Consider the following 15,704-nt stretch of genomic DNA (forward strand, 5'->3'; position numbering starts at 1 on the left):
GGCGCTGCGGAAGGGATGAATCCGGGATGATTATCGGTTTTGGTTTCGGACCTCCCTTGGTCAGCCTGCTCATGTTGGTGGTGACTGCCGGCCTGAGCTATGGATTGTATCGGCTGTTCAGCCGTCGCACCTGGTCAAGGGATCCCGAGCGGCGGCGCGAGCAGCTGCGCCGCTATTATCACGAACAGCGGCAGCTGGCGCGGCGCTTGTCCCGTGAATTCGACCTGACGGACGAAGAGATTGAACAAAGAATCGAAGACGAAATCAACCGACGGTCGTGACCGCCGGTTGATTTTTCTGTCTATGTGCCTGATATGCTGCCGGGCGCGAGGGTCGTCGAGCAAGGTTTCGGTCAACGTTGGCCAGGCTCTTCTTCCAGCAACAGGGCCCGGGCCGGCGCCGCGTCGATGCCGGTGAGCTTGAGTGGCGCGGCAATCAACAGATAAGATCCAGGTTTCACATCGGCCAGGCGCAATCCCTCCAGGATGTGGATCCCTTTTTGCAACAAAATTTTGTGCGTTTCGTGGCCCGGTTGGGCCCTCTCGATGCCGAGCGCGTCGATACCGACGCCGGCAATGCCCTTGTCGGCCAACAGCTGGGCCGCCTCCGCCGTCACATAGACGAACTCAAAGTTGAACCCGTTGTCAAACGAGTTTTGCGTCTTGAGCAGGAGAAATTCTCCCGGCCGAATGTCACACTCGGCCAGATCCCCGGCGCGCACCGCCTGGTTGACGTGGGTCAGGTCGAGGACGCGGCACGGGCGGATGAGATCGGCAATGGGCACGGTCTCAATCGTCGCCCCGCCCTCCACCATGTGCAGGGGGGCGTCCAGGTGGGTGCCGGTGTGCGCGTCGATGTGCAAGCGAGTTTCGTGGGTGGAACCGGTTTGAAAGTCAGACGTCGTTTCAAATTCAGGCTGCTTTTCAGGCTTGTTTTTGTACACGGGCATGCCGCGCTGGATGGGCATGCTGATGTCGTGAATTCGGAACCGAGTTTCGAGCAGAGACAAGGTCTCTCATCCTTTCACGGGGCATGGTCTGCATGCGCGTGCAAACGCGAGAATCGGGGCAGGACCAGGGGCGACGCTGGTCGCCCCTTGGAACCCGGCCGCCCGTTACGGCCGGGGCGTGGCCTGGACGGTCTCTCGAATCGTCGCCGGCTGAGGGTATCCTTCGACCTGTTCGGGCGTCGGCGTCGCCCGTTCTTCTCCGGACACAGGCCACCAGGCAAATCCGTCCTCCTGCAGCAGCGCGTCAGCGGCCGCCGGACCCGGGCTGCCGGCCGCATACGGGTGCAGTGGCAGTTCGCTGTCTGTGGCGAACGCGTGGGCAATCGGATCAACCCATTTCCAGGCCAGGGAGACCTCATCCCAGCGCGTGAAGAACGTGGAATCGCCCCACATCGCGTCAAACAAGAGGCGTTCATACGCCTCCGGCGATGCGTTGGTCTCCTGGCTGAACTCCATCTCAATCGGCAGCACCGTTTCGTCGGTGCCCGGACGTTTGGCGTTCAAGTGCAGGGACATGCCTTCGGCCGGATTGACACGGATAACCAGCCGGTTGGGACCGAGATCCCCGGATTTGTTGAAGTACAGGTTTTTGGGCATCGAGCGGAACTGGATGACGATTTCGGTCGCCTTCGCGCTCAGGCGTTTACCGGTGCGAATGTAGAACGGAACCCCTGCCCAGCGGAAGTTGTCAATGTACAACCGGGCTGCGACAAACGTCTCCGTTTGGGAGTCGCGGGCCACGCCGTGTTCCTCACGGTAGGCGGGGACAGCTTGGCTCCTTATCCAGCCGCCTTGGTACTGGCCGCGGACGACGTTCTGCCGTACCTCTGCCGCATCATAGCGTCGCAGGGAGCGCAGGACCTTGACCTTTTCGTCGCGAATAGCCTCCGTCTTCAACCGGCTGGGCGGTTCCATAGCGATCATCATGACCATTTGCAGCATGTGGTTTTGCACCATGTCGCGCAGGGCACCGGAGTTTTCGTAGTAGGAGGCCCGGTCCTCCACCCCCACAGTCTCGCTGGACGTGATCTGCACACTGGCGATGGAGCGGTTGTTCCAAACCGGCTCAAAAATCGAATTCGCAAACCGGATGACCTCGATGTTTTGCACCATCTCTTTGCCTAGATAATGGTCGATGCGGTAGATCTCTTCCTCATCGAAGGCTTGTCGCAGTTCTTCGTTGAGCGTCTGCGCCGAGGCCAGGTCATGACCAAACGGCTTTTCGATAATCAGCCGTTTCCATCCTTGCGAGCGGGTTAGTCCGGAGGCTTGAAGGTTGGCGGCTATCGGGGCGAAGAACTCGGGCGCCATGGCCAGGTAATACATGCGGTTCTTGGCATTCAGCCCGAAACGAGCCTCGACTGCCTCCACGTGCTCTTTCAGGCGTACAAACTCTTCCGGTTTGCTGACGTCGACCGCGCAGTAAGAAAAGCGGTCGGAGAACGATTCGAACTGGTCATCGTCCTCCATCTTATAGCGGGCATACTGGGAAAGCGAGTCCAACAGCAGTTGCCGCAGTTCCGCATCATCCTTGCGGGAACGAGCCACGCCGACGACGGCGTACTTCTCCGGCAGTTGCTGATTGCGGTGCAATGCATAAAGCGCGGGCAACAACTTGCGCTTTGCCAGGTCACCCGTGATGCCAAACAGGATGAATACGTGTTCCGGCGCCCGGGCCGGCGTTTCGAATGAGTACGAAGGATTGTTCATCATAGCTCTCCGTTTCCTTGCAGGATAGGGTGTGGATCTCTGTCTGTAATTATATTGTAACCATATTGTAACCATCTGTCAGGCCCGACACCAGTTTTGCTCGCCACCTGGTCTCTGTCAACTCGTCAGGTTGTGATGTCCTCTACGAAGTGCACCACCCAGATTCCGCGCGGTCCTTGCCGCACCGGCTGGTACAGGGTGACGATGTAACGGCAGGGGCCATGTTGGACGCGGACGATGGCGTGCTGCAAACCGGATCCCGGGTCACGATACCGCTCAACAAACGTGTAGACGTCGTTTGGACGAAAGCCGAGACTCTGGCTGCCGACCACCTGAGCCGTTCGAATCGGGTCGAGCCGCCACAGGTTGCGCCCCGCATCCGCGCTTTGCTGGATGCGAGTGTAGTCTTCCCCAGGGATTTCAACATGACCGGTCTTAACCTCCGGGCAGGGCATGGATAAATCACTCCTTAACAAGGGTCGGCCCAACCGACCGTTTCAGAGCAGTGTATGACCAACGCGACGTGGTGGTTTGCCGGCAGTCTGACGTTGATTTTGAAAATTGGTATGATGGAAGCGGAGGAGGCGATGGCAATGGCGTTGCAAGGGAATCAACGTGTTGCTGTCATCACTGGAGCCAGCTCCGGGATAGGTGCGGCGAGCGCGCGGGCTTTGGCTCAATCTGGATTTCGGGTGGCCATGGGCGCTCGGCGTGTGGACCAGCTGCGTGCGCTGGCTGCGGAGTTGGCGGAGGCGACCGGGGAACAACCGTTTGTCGGCGAGTTGGACGTCACCTCCGTCGCCTCCGCCGAGCGGTTTGCGGAGGCGGTGTTGAGTCAGTACGGTCATGTCCATGTCCTGCTTAACAACGCCGGTCTGGCGCGCGGCAAGACGCCGGTTGCAGAGGCGCAAGATGATGCCGAGTGGGAGGAGATGGTCAACACTAATGTTCTCGGGCTGCTGCGCATGACGCGGCTGTTTCTACCTAGTCTCATCGACAGCGGCGACGGACACGTGATCAACATCGGCTCCATCGCCGGCAGGGTGCCGTACGCGGGCGGATCGGCCTATTGCGGCAGCAAGTTTGCTGTGCGGGCCATCACTGAGGCGCTGCGCGAAGAGCTGTTGGGTAAGCCGGTGCGCGTGACCACGATAGATCCGGGTATGGTAAAAACCGAATTCAGTATCGTTCGGTTTCATGGCGACGAGGAGAAGGCGGACGCGGTGTACGCGGGCATGACTCCGTTGGTGGCCGAGGATGTGGCGGAGTGTGTGTTGTTTGCGGCCACACGGCCGGCGCACGTGAATATCGATGCGATTGTCGTGACCGCGCGGGACCAGTGCGGTCCGGTGAAAGTGGCGCGCCGGGGAGACAGTGAATAAACCGCTCTGGGGCTGGTGGGGAATCGCTGTCCTTATTTGGGATAAACACGAAAAGTAACTCCGGTTTTGCTATAATGGAAACAAAATCCTGGTGCTGTCCGCGACAGAATGGAGTGGGGCGTATGAGTCAGGAAATCGAACAGACCGTACAGGAGTTCCGACAATATGTACGGGAGATGGAACATTATCAGGAGGCGCTGGCCCTGATGTACTGGGACCTGCGCACAGGGGCGCCGAAAAAGGGGGCAGCGTTGCGTTCCGAGGCTATAGGCACGCTCTCGTCCGCTGTGTTTCGTATGAGCACGTCCGACCGGATGGAGGAGTTCTTGCATCTCCTGGAGGCCCAGCGGGATGCTCTTGACCCTGTGACACGGGCGATGCTGCGTGAATTTCGCAAGGCGTTCGACCGGGCGCGCAAGATTCCGCCTGAACGCTATCACGAGTACGTGGTTCTGGTCTCCAGGGCGGAATCGATCTGGGAAGAAGCCAAGAGCAAGGCCGACTTCGCCATGTTCCGGCCGTACTTGGAGCAGATTGTCGCAATGACGAATGAGTTTGTGGAGTACTGGGGCTATCAGGACAACAAATACGACACCCTGCTGGACCAGTATGAGCCCGGTGTCACGGTGGCTCAGTTGGATCCGCTGTTCGACAACCTGCGCCATGAGACGTTGCGGCTGTTAAACCAGATCGTCGCCACCGGCAGGCATTTTGACGATGCGCGCTTTTACCGAGGCTACGATACGGCGCTGCAGCGCAAGCTCTCCCATTACCTGCTGGAGCAGATGGGGTACGATTTTGCCGCCGGGCGCCTGGACGAAACGGTGCATCCCTTCCAGATCAGCATGAATCGTTTTGACGCCCGCGTCACCACCAAGTTCCTGTGGCAGGACATGCGCAGCAATCTGTTCAGCACCATCCACGAAGGCGGCCACGCCCTGTACGAGCAAGGGGTGGCGGAGGAACTGATTGGCACCGGGCTGTGCTCCGGCGCCTCCATGGGGATTCACGAATCGCAGTCGCGCTTCTGGGAGAACATCATCGGCCGATCCCGTCCGTTTTGGGAAGCCAACTACCGCTACATCCTCGAGCTGTTCCCGTCTCAATTCGCCGACATCTCGTTGGATGACTTCTACCGTTCGGTCAACGATGTGCGGCCGTCGCTGATTCGCATTGAGGCGGACGAGTTGACGTACAACCTGCACATCATGATTCGCTACGAAATTGAGAAAGGGCTTATCAACGGGCAGATCCAGGTCGCCGACCTGCCCGCCGTCTGGCGCGACAAGATGCAGGAGTATCTGGGCGTGGTGCCCGAGAACGACGGGGAAGGGGTGCTCCAGGACGTACACTGGTCCGGCGGCAGCTTTGGCTACTTCCCCACGTATTCACTCGGCAACATCTACGCGGCCCAGTTTGCCCACGCCCTGGCGCGGGACATCCCCGATTATTGGGAGCAGGTGCGCAACCGCAACCTGTTGCCCATCAAGCAGTGGCTCAACGAGCATATCCACCGCAGCGGGAAGATGCTTGAGCCCAGCGAGATTGTGCGGAAGGTGACGGGGGAGGCAATTGACGCCAAGTATTTGATTCAGTACCTGAAGGACAAGTTCACGGCCCTGTACAACCTGTGAGCAGCGGTCGGCGGGCGCCACGTCGCGCATCCAGCGAACGGCCGCTGTTTTGACTTTGCCGGCCCCCTGTACTAGAGTCATTGATGTTGACTGATCATCAGGGTGAGGCATCTGAGAACATGGACAAAACGACAGTCGGGGCGGCCTGGGCGTCGCGGTGGCGCTGGTTGGTATTGACGAGCATCGCGGTTTCGTATCTGCTTGTGTTTACGCAGCGCACAGGGCCGGGCGTGATCTCCGACCAGTTGCAGTCTGAGTTTCACGTCTCGGCGGCCGTGCTCGGCACCATCACGAGCATCCAGTACCTGTTGTACATGCTGCTGCAGATCCCGGTGGGGCTGTACGGGGACAAGTCGGGTCCGGAGCGGATGCTGGTCTGCGGAGTGCTGTGCGACGGCGCCGGCACGCTGTTATTTGCTTCGGCCCACAGCTTTGGCTGGCTGCTGGCCGGACGGGCGATTGTTGGCTTGGGAGACGCGCTAATCTGGGTGAACATTGTGCTGATTCTTGGCAAGTGGTTTGCCAAAGGCCGGTTTGCCGCCGTCCTGGGCGTTGTCAATACGGCCGGCAACCTGGGCGCGTTGGTCACCAGCATCCCGTTGGCGGCGTGGATTGCGGCTGCGGGTTGGCACTTTCCGTTCACCGTCATCGGTGCCCTCCTACTGGCCGCCGGTGTGCTTGACGGACTGGTGTTGATGGGCAAAGGCCCGGCGCAGGCTGCGTCTGCCGCGACAACCGGCAGCGTGCGTGTACAGAAGGTGCCCATCCGGCGCCTGTTGGCCGGGGTGGTACGGGATCGACTCGCTTGGTCGACGTTTTGCTGCCACTTTGGCGCGATGGGCACGTACTTGGCCATGGTCAGCCTATGGGTGGTGCCGTTCTTCATGGACGTCTATCGGCTGTCCCGGGCGGAAGCGGCCTGGTTCACGCTGATTGCCTTTGTCGGTGCTCTGGTGGCCAGTCCCGTCATGGGCTGGGTGAGCGACCGGCTTAAAGATCGGCAGCGGCCGTATTTGGCCACGCAGACCCTGGCCGCCGCCTCGTGGCTCTCGGTCGTGCTTTGGCGGGGCGAACCGCCGCTCACGGTCAGTGGCGCGGTGATGTTCATCGTGGGCTTTGGCTGTGGTAGCAGCCTGTTGACGTTCGCGGCCATTCGCGACCATGTGTGCCCCGAGCGTTCCGGGGTCACGTCCGGTTTTGCCAACACGGGCGGCTTTCTCAGTGCGGTGCTGTTGCCGGTGTTATTTGGGGCTGTGATGGACGCGGTCGGCGGCGGAGGGCAGGCCGAGCTATCCGCAACCCGGCACGCGTATGCGGCCGCCTTCGTGCTGCCAACCGTGTTTTCCCTGGTTGGGGTGTTCGGCAGCCTGCTGCTGCCGCGCGCCTCCCGGGTGCCGTCAGAGGTGTCAAAGGCCATATGAGGTGCGGCTGTGAAGTCGGGCCGCCCGCGTCGGGCGCTACCCGGTGCGATCCGGGCGGCAAGTACCAGCGGGAATTTCCATGAAAGTGGGGAGAGGACAGATGCAGGCAATCGAGGGAATGGACCAGTTTTTCACGCTCGTCCGCGAGAAAGATCCGACCGTCATGGTGTTTTCGGCCGATTGGTGCCCGGACTGCCGCTACATGGACACCTACATCGACGAGGTGGTGAACGAATATCAGGGCAAGTTCCGGTTTTACCATGTGGACCGGGACAAATTTCTGGACCTGTGCGAGACGCTGGATGTGCTTGGGATTCCAAGTTTCATCGCCTATCGCGACGGGCAGGTTGTGAGCCGCTTTGTCAACGGCAAGCGCAAGACCAAGCAGGAGGTCACCGACTTTTTGGACGACGCCTGGGCAAAGATGCAGGTGTGAGCGGCAAGGGGGAGCAGAGTTGACAAGCGGCAATTGGTTCATTGAGACGCAGGAGCAGGCGCGGCGCCACGAGGTTATCCGCGCGTTGTCTGCGCAGTTCGCCGCACGGGCCGCCCGCCACGATGAGGAGGCCAGCTTTCCGCACGAGAACATCGACGCGTTGCGAAAGGCAGGTTACGTGGCGTGGACAACTCCCAAGGAGTTTGGCGGCGAGGAAATCTCTCTGTATGAGATGCTGCTACATCAGGAGCAGGTGGCGCGGGGGGACGGATCGACCGCTCTGGCGATTGGCTGGCACGTGGGCATGATGCTCAGCCTGCGTACCACCCGCGCTTTTCCCGAGCCCTTGTTCGCGGAAGTCTGCCGCTCCGTCGTCGAACGGGGGGCGCTCATCAACAGCTGCGCCAGCGAGCCGGCCACTGGCAGCCCGAGCCGGGGCGGACGCCCGCAGACAACGGCGACGCCGGTGGCGGGCGGCTATCGCATCACCGGGCGTAAGACGTTCAGCACCTTGTCCCCGGCGCTGGATTGGGTGTTGGTTACGGCCGGCATCGCGGACAGCGAGGACGTGGGCGAATTTTTGGTGACCGGTAAAGACATCCAGATTATCGAGACCTGGAACACGATGGGCATGCGGGCCACCGGTAGCCACGATATTGTCCTGCAGGACGTGTTTGTGCCCGAGGAGCGGCTGATCAGCCGCCAACGGCCGGGCGAGACATCCCGCCGCAACAGTGACGGCGGTGGCTGGACGCTGCACATCCCGGCCTGTTATCTCGGCATCGCGCTGGCCGCGCGGGATTTCGCGGTGCGCTACGCGGCGACCTATCAGCCCAACAGTCTTCCGCATCCGATTGCCAAAGTGGCGCACATTCAAGAGAAACTGGGTCAGATGGAGCTCAAACTGGTGGCCGCCCGCACCCTGATGTACGACATCGCCCGGCGCTGGGATGCGGGTAACGCCGCGGAACGGCTGGCTTTGCGTCCGCAGTTGGGCGCGGTCAAGACATTGGCGACCAACGCGGCGCTTGAGGTGGTGGATCTGGCCATGCGCGTGGTCGGCGGTCGCAGCATTTGGCGCGACCTGCCGCTCGAACGCATGTACCGGGATGTGCGAGCCGGGCTGCACAACCCGCCGGCGGACGACATTACCTATCAAATGCTGGCCAACCAGGCGTTGGCCGAAGTGCAGCAGTCATAAATTCTCGATTGCGAGGTCAAAGGCGGATGAGTGAAGCTGTAGAAACCCTGGACGGTTGGTATACCCTGCACGATTTTCGCAGCATCGACTGGGCCCTGTGGAAGGCGGCGGACGCCGCGGAGCGCGAGCTGGCCGTCGCTGAGTTGCTTCGTCTTTGCACCGATTACGCAGCGGTGGTCCCGGAAAAGAAGGGAGCTTACGGGCAGTACCAAGTCGTTGGACAGAAGGCCGACCTGTTGTTCATCCACATGCGGCCGACGGTGGAGGAGTTGGCGGACGCGGAGGCCCGGTTCAACAAGACCCACTTCGCCGACTTCACGTCGCCCGCGTACAGCTACCTGTCTGTCGTCGAGTTGAGCGCCTACCTGGCCAAGCCGGGGGTGGACGTGGAGCACGATCCGTATCTGCAAAGCCGACTCAAGCCGGAGCTGCCAACCACGCGCAACGTGTGCTTCTATCCCATGAGCAAGCGCCGGCAGGGTGCGGATAATTGGTACACGTTGTCCATGGAGGAACGGCGCGAGCTGATGAAAAACCACGGCCGCATCGGCCGCGAATACGCCGGCAAGGTGAAGCAGATCATCACCGGATCGACCGGATTGGACGACTGGGAGTGGGGAGTTACGCTCTTTGCGGACGATCCGCTCCAATTCAAGAAACTGGTCTACGAGATGCGGTTTGACGAGGCCAGCGCGCGCTTTGGCGAATTCGGGCCGTTTTTCGTCGGCACGCGCTTGGACAACCCCGGTTTGGCGCGGTTATTGCAAGTATGAGCCGCCGTGCCCCCGTGTAGGCCCGGCGGGCACAAGTTGTCACGTGGGCGGTTGTGATGGGGACCTGCGCGCGTGGATGGAGGCCAGCCTGGCGAACAGGCTGGCCTCCATCACGTCTATGCGTTGCTTCCATGAATTTTCGGCCAGAAACGACTCGCGTGCCGATGCTGAGCACCGTCTCTCTCCAGCCAGAATGCGGCGCAACGCAGCCGCCGCTTCGGTCGGGGTCCTGGCTAACCACAGGAGGCTCTCGAAGGCGCTTGTTTCCCGATTGGGCGTGGCGATGACCTCGCGCCCGGCAGCGATGTACTCGTAGACTTTCACCGGGTTGACGCCCTCGGTTAGGTCCGAGGCCCGAAAGCAAAACAAAGCGGCGGCGAATCCCGCCAGGAATCGGGGTAGATCCGCATACGGCTGAGGTCCGAGCAGGTGGACGTTGGACCGTCGGCGCAGTCGGTTGACGTCGGTCAAAGTGGGCCCGATGAGCACCAACTGGCAGTCCGGGCAGAGGTTGGCCAGGGCTTCGATGTAGGCCTGGTCCACCCATGGTCCGATGCCGCCGATGAACCCCAGGCGAGGCTGCGGGATGTCTCGCAGCAGAGGGTGGGGCTCCGTGGTTTCGGCCTGGCGAAAGTGTTCCACCTCGGCCGCGTTGGGCAGCAGCTGGACGTCCGCACGCAATTGGCTGAGCCTGTCGGCCAGGCTGCGGGCGGTGGCGAACACGCTGTGGCTCTGCCGTGTCAGCTCTGCCTCCAGTTGTCGCACCAGGGTCGGATTGTGAGTGCCGGGAAAGGCGGCGTGGTCATCGGCACAGTCGTAGATCACTACCTGCGGCTGCAGAATCGGCACCAGGTCGGCGGCTGCCGGCAGGTAGCTGATGAGCGCGTCGGGGCGGCGGTGGACCTTCGCGATGGCCGTCGCCAAGCGGCGCTGGTTGTACCGGTTCAATCCGCGCCGGCGCAGGCCCAGCGGCAGGATGGTCGGCGGCGCGAGGACACGCAGGGTGTGCCGCGCATCCACCGCAATCTGACGGAATTGCGGAGTGATGCGCAGGTGTCGGCGGTCGCTCGACCGGCGCAGCGGGGCCAGCCACGTCACCGGCGGCTCCACGTACAGCACGTCCCACCCGCGCAGTGCCAAGCCGCGGGCCATCTGTTGGTTGCGGGCGAACACCTCATCCCAGCGCACCGCCGCGATGATGATGACAAGGGGGGCTGACACCGTGGCCAGGGGCAGGTCAGGGCGGGAGCTGTTCATGATTGACCGTCCCCCTCGTCCACACGCGCGGCGGGCGCCTTGTCGCCGATAGAGGACAGTGTGGAAGAGGTGCTGGTCCTGGTTGCGGTGGCTGCGGCGCGGTGAAATTTGACGGCTGCAACCAGCGGCCGGTAGACGCACATGGCCAGGCCCAGGGTGGCCGAGAAGCAAAGAAACGCGTGCACCGCCCCGAAGGCGCCGAACACCAACAGGGCAAAGTACTGTTCCCCGATGTTGTAGGCATAAAAAGGAATGAAGCGCCGCCAGCGGACGAGTCGTTGCCAGTCAATGCGCCCGGGCTTGGTCGCGCTGGCGTCATGCCTCTGGACAGCAGGCGCCGGGGTGGGCGAGACCGGTGCGGCCAATGGTTCTTTGGAACCGGGCTGGCGGAACATCGTTATCTGACTCAGGTACTCCAGCAGATACAGGCTGAACAGGGCGGCCATCGCGAACACCCAGGCGTCGGATTGGGGATGCTGGCGCATCCAACCGTCGACCAGGCCCAGGTAGATCGCAAACTCCTTCGTCCTGTCTGCCACCTGGTCGAGCCAGCCGCCGATGGGGGAAAATTGACGACGCAGGCGCGCCAGTTGTCCGTCTGCACAATCCATCACGTAAGAAGCTTGAACGAGTGCCAGGCCGGTAAAAAACTGATCCGGCCGTCCCGCGGTCAAACCGAGACACCCGGCCAAGCAGACAGCCAGCGAAGCCAGCGTCAGCGTGTTGGGGGTGATGCGGGGCCAGCGCGCGACCATCCAGACCAGGCGTTTCGAGAGTGGATAGTAGAGGAAGAGGGTCCAAATGTCCACCGGGCGTTTGGCGCACCGGTCAATCTCAGCCAGGGTTGGCACGCAGTCCGCCTCCAGACGAGCAGGGCAAGGTGATTGACACTCCATCTGTCTAGTGGTATATTGAGCCAAACGAAAAAGTTTATACAGATATTCAGCAACTCTTATCCAGAGTGGCGGAGGGACTGGCCCTATGAAGCCCGGCAACCACCGGAACGCAGCTGTAGTTCCGGAGAGGTGCCAATTCCTGCAGGACACGTCTGTGTTCTGAGAGATGAGAGGAGCGCTGTGGATACATACGTGTACCAGGGCGACCGCTCCTCTCGGAGCGGTCGTTTTCTTGTTCTAGTCAGGCGGTCGGACACGGCAAGTTTCGTCGCATCCAGGAGCATCCAGACGAGGTAGGGAGAGATTGGCGTGAGCGAGAAGCAACCAGGGCTCGTGACGGAGGCCGAGGAAGGCGAGAGCCGCCGACACAATGTCGAGCGGGCGAAGAAGAACACCACGGTCATCAACAGCCTTTGCCACCAAGCCGGGGTGATGACCCTGCCCGAATTCACATTCGAGTGCGGCCGCACGCTGGAACAGGTACGCATCGCTTTTGAAACCTGGGGGCAGTTGAGTCCACAGGGCGACAATGTGGTGGTGGTCTGTCATGCCCTGACGGGGGATGCGCACGCTGCCGCAGGATCGGAGGGAGCGGTCGGTTGGTGGGATGGTCTCATTGGGCCGGGCCGGCTACTCGACACCCGGCGCTGCTTCATCGTCTGCAGCAATGTCTTGGGCGGCTGCAGTGGTTCCAGCGGTCCGGCCAGTGTGGGCCCCGATGGGCGTCCATACGCACTCACTTTTCCTCTGGTGACGGTGCGTGACATGGTGCGGGCCCAGATGCGGCTGCTGGATGAGCTGGGCGTACAGAAGATCCAGCTCGTCATCGGCGGGTCCCTCGGCGGGATGCAGGCGTGGGAGTGGCCCCTGCTCGACCCAGAGCGGGTGGAGCGCGCGGTCATCATCGCCGCCGATGCTCATTTCTCCGCTCTGGCCATCGGTTACAACGAGGTGATGCGGCAGGCGATAGTGGGAGATCCTGCCTGGTGCCGCGGCAACTATTATGATACGGGCGCTCGACCCTCGCACGGGTTGGGACTGGCCCGCGCCCTGGCGATGTTGACCTATCGCAGCGATGCCCTGTTTCAATCCCGCTTTCATCGGCGACGGGTGCACGAGCGGGAGTCCGAGTCTGTTCCCGCGCCGTTTCCGGAGTCCAGTTGGACACCCGAGGCGCAGGCGCTGGCCGCCTTCACGGAGCCGCAGTTCCAGGTGGAATCCTACTTGCGCCACCATGCGCAAAAATTGGACGCCCGTTTTGATGCCAACAGTTACCTGTACCTGACGCGGGCGATGGACTCCCACGACATTGGCCGTGGTCGCGGCGGATTGGCCGCCGCCCTGGCCCGGTTGCGGGCGCGGCTGACGGTGGTTGGCATCGACACCGACTACCTTTATCCGGTTTCGGCCCTTGAAAGCACCGCCCAAGCGGCCGCAGCGGCGGGAGCGCGAGTGGACCTGCGGGTGTTACGGTCCGATTTTGGGCACGACGCGTTCTTGGCCGAGCCGCAGCGACTGGCAGAGGTTTTGAAAGGGGTGTGGCCTGGATGAACAGATACGAGTGTGCAGGCATCGGGCTTCTCGGCTGCGGCGTAGTCGGCAGCGGGGTCGTGGAGGCGTTGAGCCGCAATCAAGATAAAATTTACGAGCGCGCCGGCCGTCGACCTGTGATTGAACGCATCGCCGTGCGCGACTTGACAAAACCGCGATCCGTCCGGATGGCGCCGGAACGGCTGTGTGACGACTGGTATTCCGTGGTGGCGCATCCGCAAACCGATGTAATTGTGGAAGCGATGGGCGGCGTGGAACCGGCGCGGGCGGCCCTTTTGACGGCTCTCACGGCCGGCAAGTCGGTGGTCACCGCCAACAAACAGCTGCTGGCGCTGCATGGAGCGGAACTGCTGGCCACCGCACGTGCAAACGGGGCCACTCTACACTACGAGGCCAGCGTGCTGGCCGGCATTCCGGCCATCCATACGCTGGAAACCTATTTCCAGGCCAACCGTGTCCGCCGTCTGCGCGGGATTGTGAACGGGACCTCCAATTTCATCCTCACGCGCATGAATACAGGCACGAGTTTTTCGGCGGCTCTGGCGGAGGCGCAGGCACTGGGCTACGCGGAGGCAGATCCGTCCCAGGACGTGGACGGCGACGACGCCCTGTACAAACTGCAGATTTTGATTTGGACACTTTGCGGATCCACGATGCCCGAAACGGCCATCGTGAAACGGGGCATACGCGGGCTGACAGAGGAGGATGTCCGGCGGGCGGTGGCGCAGGGTAAACGCTGGAAGTTGGTGGCGGAGGCTGTGTTCGATGCGGCGGGAACGCCCGTGTCGGCGGTGGTCCAACCGCTGCCTCTCTCGCCCGAGGATCCGTTGTATCACGTCGGCGGCGTCACCAATGCGCTGACTGTGGAGGGGGATCTGGTGGGAGAGGTTACCCTGATGGGGCCGGGTGCCGGCGCCCTGGCCACGGCCAGCGCCATCGTCGAGGATTTGGTCAAGTGCCTGCGCACGTCGGTATCGTCCGCACAGTCGCGCGCTGAGGCTTCTTATGACCATTCGGTGGCGGCTACGACGATATCTGTTTGAAGACGATGTAGCCTTGCCGGCCATCTGCATCCACGTGCAGCTGTTGGGCTTGATAGGGACGGCCGGACAGGTGAATCTGTCCACTGGCTTTGTAATCGACGCCGTCCCTACCCTTGGTTATTACAGATCCTGCTTGAAACTCTTTCATAACGTTGCCGCTCTTGATTACCACCGCGTACCGATGCCCTGATTGGCGCGCCAGACCGGCGTATTGATTGGCCTTGGGATTGACGTGACTGGTCACGGGAATGGTGACGGTGCTGCCGTGCACCTGAGCGCTCTTGGGCAGAGGAACGTCAGGCGGCGTATGCAAACGGAAGGCGACGATGGCGGCGATGATGAGAAGGGCAAACAGGATTTGTTTTTTCATGTCAGCCATGCCCCCTTGGTGCATGTTCTGCACTCCGCCCATACGGGCCCTACCAGGTGGCACTGCGGCCGCCGGTTTAGGCCCGAGGAGACGGCCTCGACGCATCAATCCCCGATGAGTTGCAGAAACTCGCGGCGGAGTTGCGGGTCTTTCGCGTAGACCCCGCGCGTGGCCAGCGTGCGGGTGCGTGATCCCGGTTTGCGCACGCCGCGGGCGCACATGCACAGGTGCTCCGCTTCCATCACCGCAATGACTCCGCGCGGTTTCAACACCGCGTCCATGGTCGCGACGATTTGGTCGGTGAGTCGTTCCTGCACTTGCAGCCGCCGGCTGAGCACGTCGACCAAGCGGGCGATCTTGCTCAGGCCGACAATCCTGTCCGACGGCAGGTACGCCACGTGAGCGGTGCCGAAAAATGGCAGCATATGGTGCTCGCACAGGCTGTAGAAGGCGATGTCTGAAACGACTACCGGGCCTTCGCTGCGTTCCTCAAAGGTCGTGTTGAGAACGGCGGCCGGATTGATCTCCATGCCGGACAGCAGTTCTTCATACATTTTGGCGACGCGCACCGGCGTGTCGAGCAGCCCGTCCCGTCCAGGGTCCTCCCCAATCAGGCGGAGGATCTCCCGCACGTGATGGGCGACGGCGGCCCGCCGCTGCTCCACCGTGGATTCTGCGCCTACGGCGGGAGCGCCAGGGGATTCGGTATTATATGTGAATGTGTTGAGTCCGGAATCGGTCAAGGTCACTGTCTCTCCTTTTGACGATACACCCGCCGGCGCCGTGCCCAAACGGCGCAGCCATGGCGGTAACATGCAATAGGCTATGGGAACGTGACGCTGATCACAGAGTAGGTTCCATTATACCATCAATTACGTACAACTGCCGGGTCAGGGGGCGGGCCCGACCACGGGTCGCCGCGGGTGAAGACGCAGGGCTTGGCTGGATTGCGGCGGACTGCGAAAATGGCTACCATGAAGGACGTCTTGTCTTATGGTGCACAGCGAGAAGCTCAGGTCAC

The 15,704-nt window shown here is 61.8% G+C and carries 16 protein-coding genes and 1 riboswitch; of the genes, 9 read left to right on the top strand and 7 right to left on the bottom strand.

Features of this window, described 5'->3' with window-relative positions; genetic code table 11:
* Window positions 1–26: 26 nt before the first annotated feature.
* Window positions 27–281: a hypothetical protein gene (locus ASH01S_RS04645; RefSeq protein WP_067924364.1), complete on the top strand. Its 255-nt coding sequence runs from the start codon at window positions 27–29 to the stop codon at window positions 279–281.
* A 71-nt stretch (window positions 282–352) separates the two neighbouring features.
* Here ASH01S_RS04645 and ASH01S_RS04650 read toward each other — a convergent pair whose 3' ends face one another.
* The 3 genes from ASH01S_RS04650 to ASH01S_RS04660 form a co-directional block, all read right to left on the bottom strand.
* Window positions 353–967, bottom strand: a complete 615-nt coding sequence (locus ASH01S_RS04650; RefSeq protein ID WP_067924445.1) for a cyclase family protein — start codon at window positions 965–967, stop codon at window positions 353–355.
* Window positions 968–1,114: 147 nt separating this feature from the next.
* On the bottom strand, window positions 1,115–2,719 hold the full coding sequence (gene zwf, locus ASH01S_RS04655; RefSeq protein ID WP_157066997.1) for a glucose-6-phosphate dehydrogenase: 1,605 nt from the start codon (window positions 2,717–2,719) through the stop codon (window positions 1,115–1,117).
* A 125-nt stretch (window positions 2,720–2,844) separates the two neighbouring features.
* Window positions 2,845–3,174, bottom strand: coding sequence for a hypothetical protein (locus ASH01S_RS04660; protein WP_067924372.1), 330 nt, complete (start codon window positions 3,172–3,174; stop codon window positions 2,845–2,847).
* 138 nt (window positions 3,175–3,312) lie between these two features.
* Between ASH01S_RS04660 and ASH01S_RS04665 the strand changes: the two genes are divergently transcribed.
* The 6 genes from ASH01S_RS04665 (at window position 3,313) to hemQ (ending at window position 9,566) form a co-directional block, all read left to right on the top strand.
* Complete coding sequence (locus tag ASH01S_RS04665) at window positions 3,313–4,101, top strand: SDR family NAD(P)-dependent oxidoreductase (RefSeq protein WP_067924448.1); 789 nt, start codon at window positions 3,313–3,315, stop codon at window positions 4,099–4,101.
* Window positions 4,102–4,223: 122 nt separating this feature from the next.
* Entirely contained in the window at window positions 4,224–5,735 is a 1,512-nt protein-coding gene (locus ASH01S_RS04670) for a carboxypeptidase M32 (RefSeq protein ID WP_067924375.1), read from the top strand.
* 119 nt (window positions 5,736–5,854) lie between these two features.
* A complete protein-coding gene (locus ASH01S_RS04675) occupies window positions 5,855–7,156 on the top strand; it encodes an MFS transporter (RefSeq protein ID WP_067924378.1) in 1,302 nt (433 codons plus the stop codon).
* A 100-nt stretch (window positions 7,157–7,256) separates the two neighbouring features.
* Window positions 7,257–7,592: a thioredoxin family protein gene (locus ASH01S_RS04680; protein WP_067924380.1), complete on the top strand. Its 336-nt coding sequence runs from the start codon at window positions 7,257–7,259 to the stop codon at window positions 7,590–7,592.
* Between the two features lie 19 nt (window positions 7,593–7,611).
* Entirely contained in the window at window positions 7,612–8,793 is a 1,182-nt protein-coding gene (locus ASH01S_RS04685; RefSeq protein WP_067924383.1) for an acyl-CoA dehydrogenase family protein, read from the top strand.
* A gap of 26 nt (window positions 8,794–8,819) precedes the next feature.
* A complete protein-coding gene (gene hemQ / locus ASH01S_RS04690) occupies window positions 8,820–9,566 on the top strand; it encodes a hydrogen peroxide-dependent heme synthase (protein WP_067924386.1) in 747 nt (248 codons plus the stop codon).
* Window positions 9,567–9,605: 39 nt separating this feature from the next.
* Here the strand turns inward: hemQ and ASH01S_RS04695 are convergent, their stop codons facing one another.
* Together ASH01S_RS04695 and ASH01S_RS04700 are read right to left on the bottom strand one after the other, a co-directional pair.
* Window positions 9,606–10,823 carry a glycosyltransferase family protein gene (locus tag ASH01S_RS04695; RefSeq protein WP_067924389.1) on the bottom strand — a complete coding sequence of 406 codons (1,218 nt, stop codon included), beginning with the start codon at window positions 10,821–10,823 and terminating at the stop codon, window positions 9,606–9,608.
* Window positions 10,820–11,674, bottom strand: coding sequence for a CDP-alcohol phosphatidyltransferase family protein (locus ASH01S_RS04700; protein ID WP_245628923.1), 855 nt, complete (start codon window positions 11,672–11,674; stop codon window positions 10,820–10,822). Before ASH01S_RS04700 ends, ASH01S_RS04695 begins: the two co-directional genes overlap by 4 nt.
* Before the next feature lie 98 nt (window positions 11,675–11,772).
* A riboswitch (SAM riboswitch) is annotated at window positions 11,773–11,892 on the top strand.
* A 136-nt stretch (window positions 11,893–12,028) separates the two neighbouring features.
* On the opposite strand from ASH01S_RS04700, the gene metX reads away from it, so the two are divergent.
* Both metX and ASH01S_RS04710 read left to right on the top strand, forming a co-directional pair.
* Window positions 12,029–13,270 carry a homoserine O-acetyltransferase MetX gene (gene metX / locus ASH01S_RS04705; protein WP_245628924.1) on the top strand — a complete coding sequence of 414 codons (1,242 nt, stop codon included), beginning with the start codon at window positions 12,029–12,031 and terminating at the stop codon, window positions 13,268–13,270.
* On the top strand, window positions 13,267–14,313 hold the full coding sequence (locus ASH01S_RS04710) for a homoserine dehydrogenase (protein WP_067924392.1): 1,047 nt from the start codon (window positions 13,267–13,269) through the stop codon (window positions 14,311–14,313). Before metX ends, ASH01S_RS04710 begins: the two co-directional genes overlap by 4 nt.
* Here ASH01S_RS04710 and ASH01S_RS04715 read toward each other — a convergent pair.
* Complete coding sequence (locus ASH01S_RS04715) at window positions 14,294–14,683, bottom strand: hypothetical protein (RefSeq protein ID WP_067924397.1); 390 nt, start codon at window positions 14,681–14,683, stop codon at window positions 14,294–14,296. The two genes, ASH01S_RS04710 and ASH01S_RS04715, sit on opposite strands and share 20 nt — an antisense overlap.
* A gap of 104 nt (window positions 14,684–14,787) precedes the next feature.
* Window positions 14,788–15,348, bottom strand: a complete 561-nt coding sequence (gene folE, locus ASH01S_RS04720) for a GTP cyclohydrolase I FolE (protein WP_067924453.1) — start codon at window positions 15,346–15,348, stop codon at window positions 14,788–14,790.
* Window positions 15,349–15,704 lie beyond the last annotated feature (356 nt).

Source organism: Alicyclobacillus shizuokensis NBRC 103103 (genome assembly GCF_001552255.1).
Classification (GTDB): domain Bacteria; phylum Bacillota; class Bacilli; order Alicyclobacillales; family Alicyclobacillaceae; genus Alicyclobacillus_G; species Alicyclobacillus_G shizuokensis.

Bases quoted from the DNA above. Each gene is read 5' to 3' on its own strand.
- ASH01S_RS04695 (WP_067924389.1), bottom strand. From the start codon at position 10,823: ATGAACAGCTCCCGCCCTGACCTGCCCCTGGCCACGGTGTCAGCCCCC.
- ASH01S_RS04645 (WP_067924364.1), top strand. From the start codon at position 27: ATGATTATCGGTTTTGGTTTCGGACCTCCCTTGGTCAGCCTGCTCATG.
- hemQ (WP_067924386.1), top strand. From the start codon at position 8,820: ATGAGTGAAGCTGTAGAAACCCTGGACGGTTGGTATACCCTGCACGAT.
- ASH01S_RS04715 (WP_067924397.1), bottom strand. From the start codon at position 14,683: ATGAAAAAACAAATCCTGTTTGCCCTTCTCATCATCGCCGCCATCGTC.
- ASH01S_RS04650 (WP_067924445.1), bottom strand. From the start codon at position 967: ATGCCCATCCAGCGCGGCATGCCCGTGTACAAAAACAAGCCTGAAAAG.
- ASH01S_RS04675 (WP_067924378.1), top strand. From the start codon at position 5,855: ATGGACAAAACGACAGTCGGGGCGGCCTGGGCGTCGCGGTGGCGCTGG.
- ASH01S_RS04665 (WP_067924448.1), top strand. From the start codon at position 3,313: ATGGCGTTGCAAGGGAATCAACGTGTTGCTGTCATCACTGGAGCCAGC.
- zwf (WP_157066997.1), bottom strand. From the start codon at position 2,719: ATGAACAATCCTTCGTACTCATTCGAAACGCCGGCCCGGGCGCCGGAA.
- ASH01S_RS04660 (WP_067924372.1), bottom strand. From the start codon at position 3,174: ATGCCCTGCCCGGAGGTTAAGACCGGTCATGTTGAAATCCCTGGGGAA.
- ASH01S_RS04680 (WP_067924380.1), top strand. From the start codon at position 7,257: ATGCAGGCAATCGAGGGAATGGACCAGTTTTTCACGCTCGTCCGCGAG.
- ASH01S_RS04670 (WP_067924375.1), top strand. From the start codon at position 4,224: ATGAGTCAGGAAATCGAACAGACCGTACAGGAGTTCCGACAATATGTA.
- ASH01S_RS04710 (WP_067924392.1), top strand. From the start codon at position 13,267: ATGAACAGATACGAGTGTGCAGGCATCGGGCTTCTCGGCTGCGGCGTA.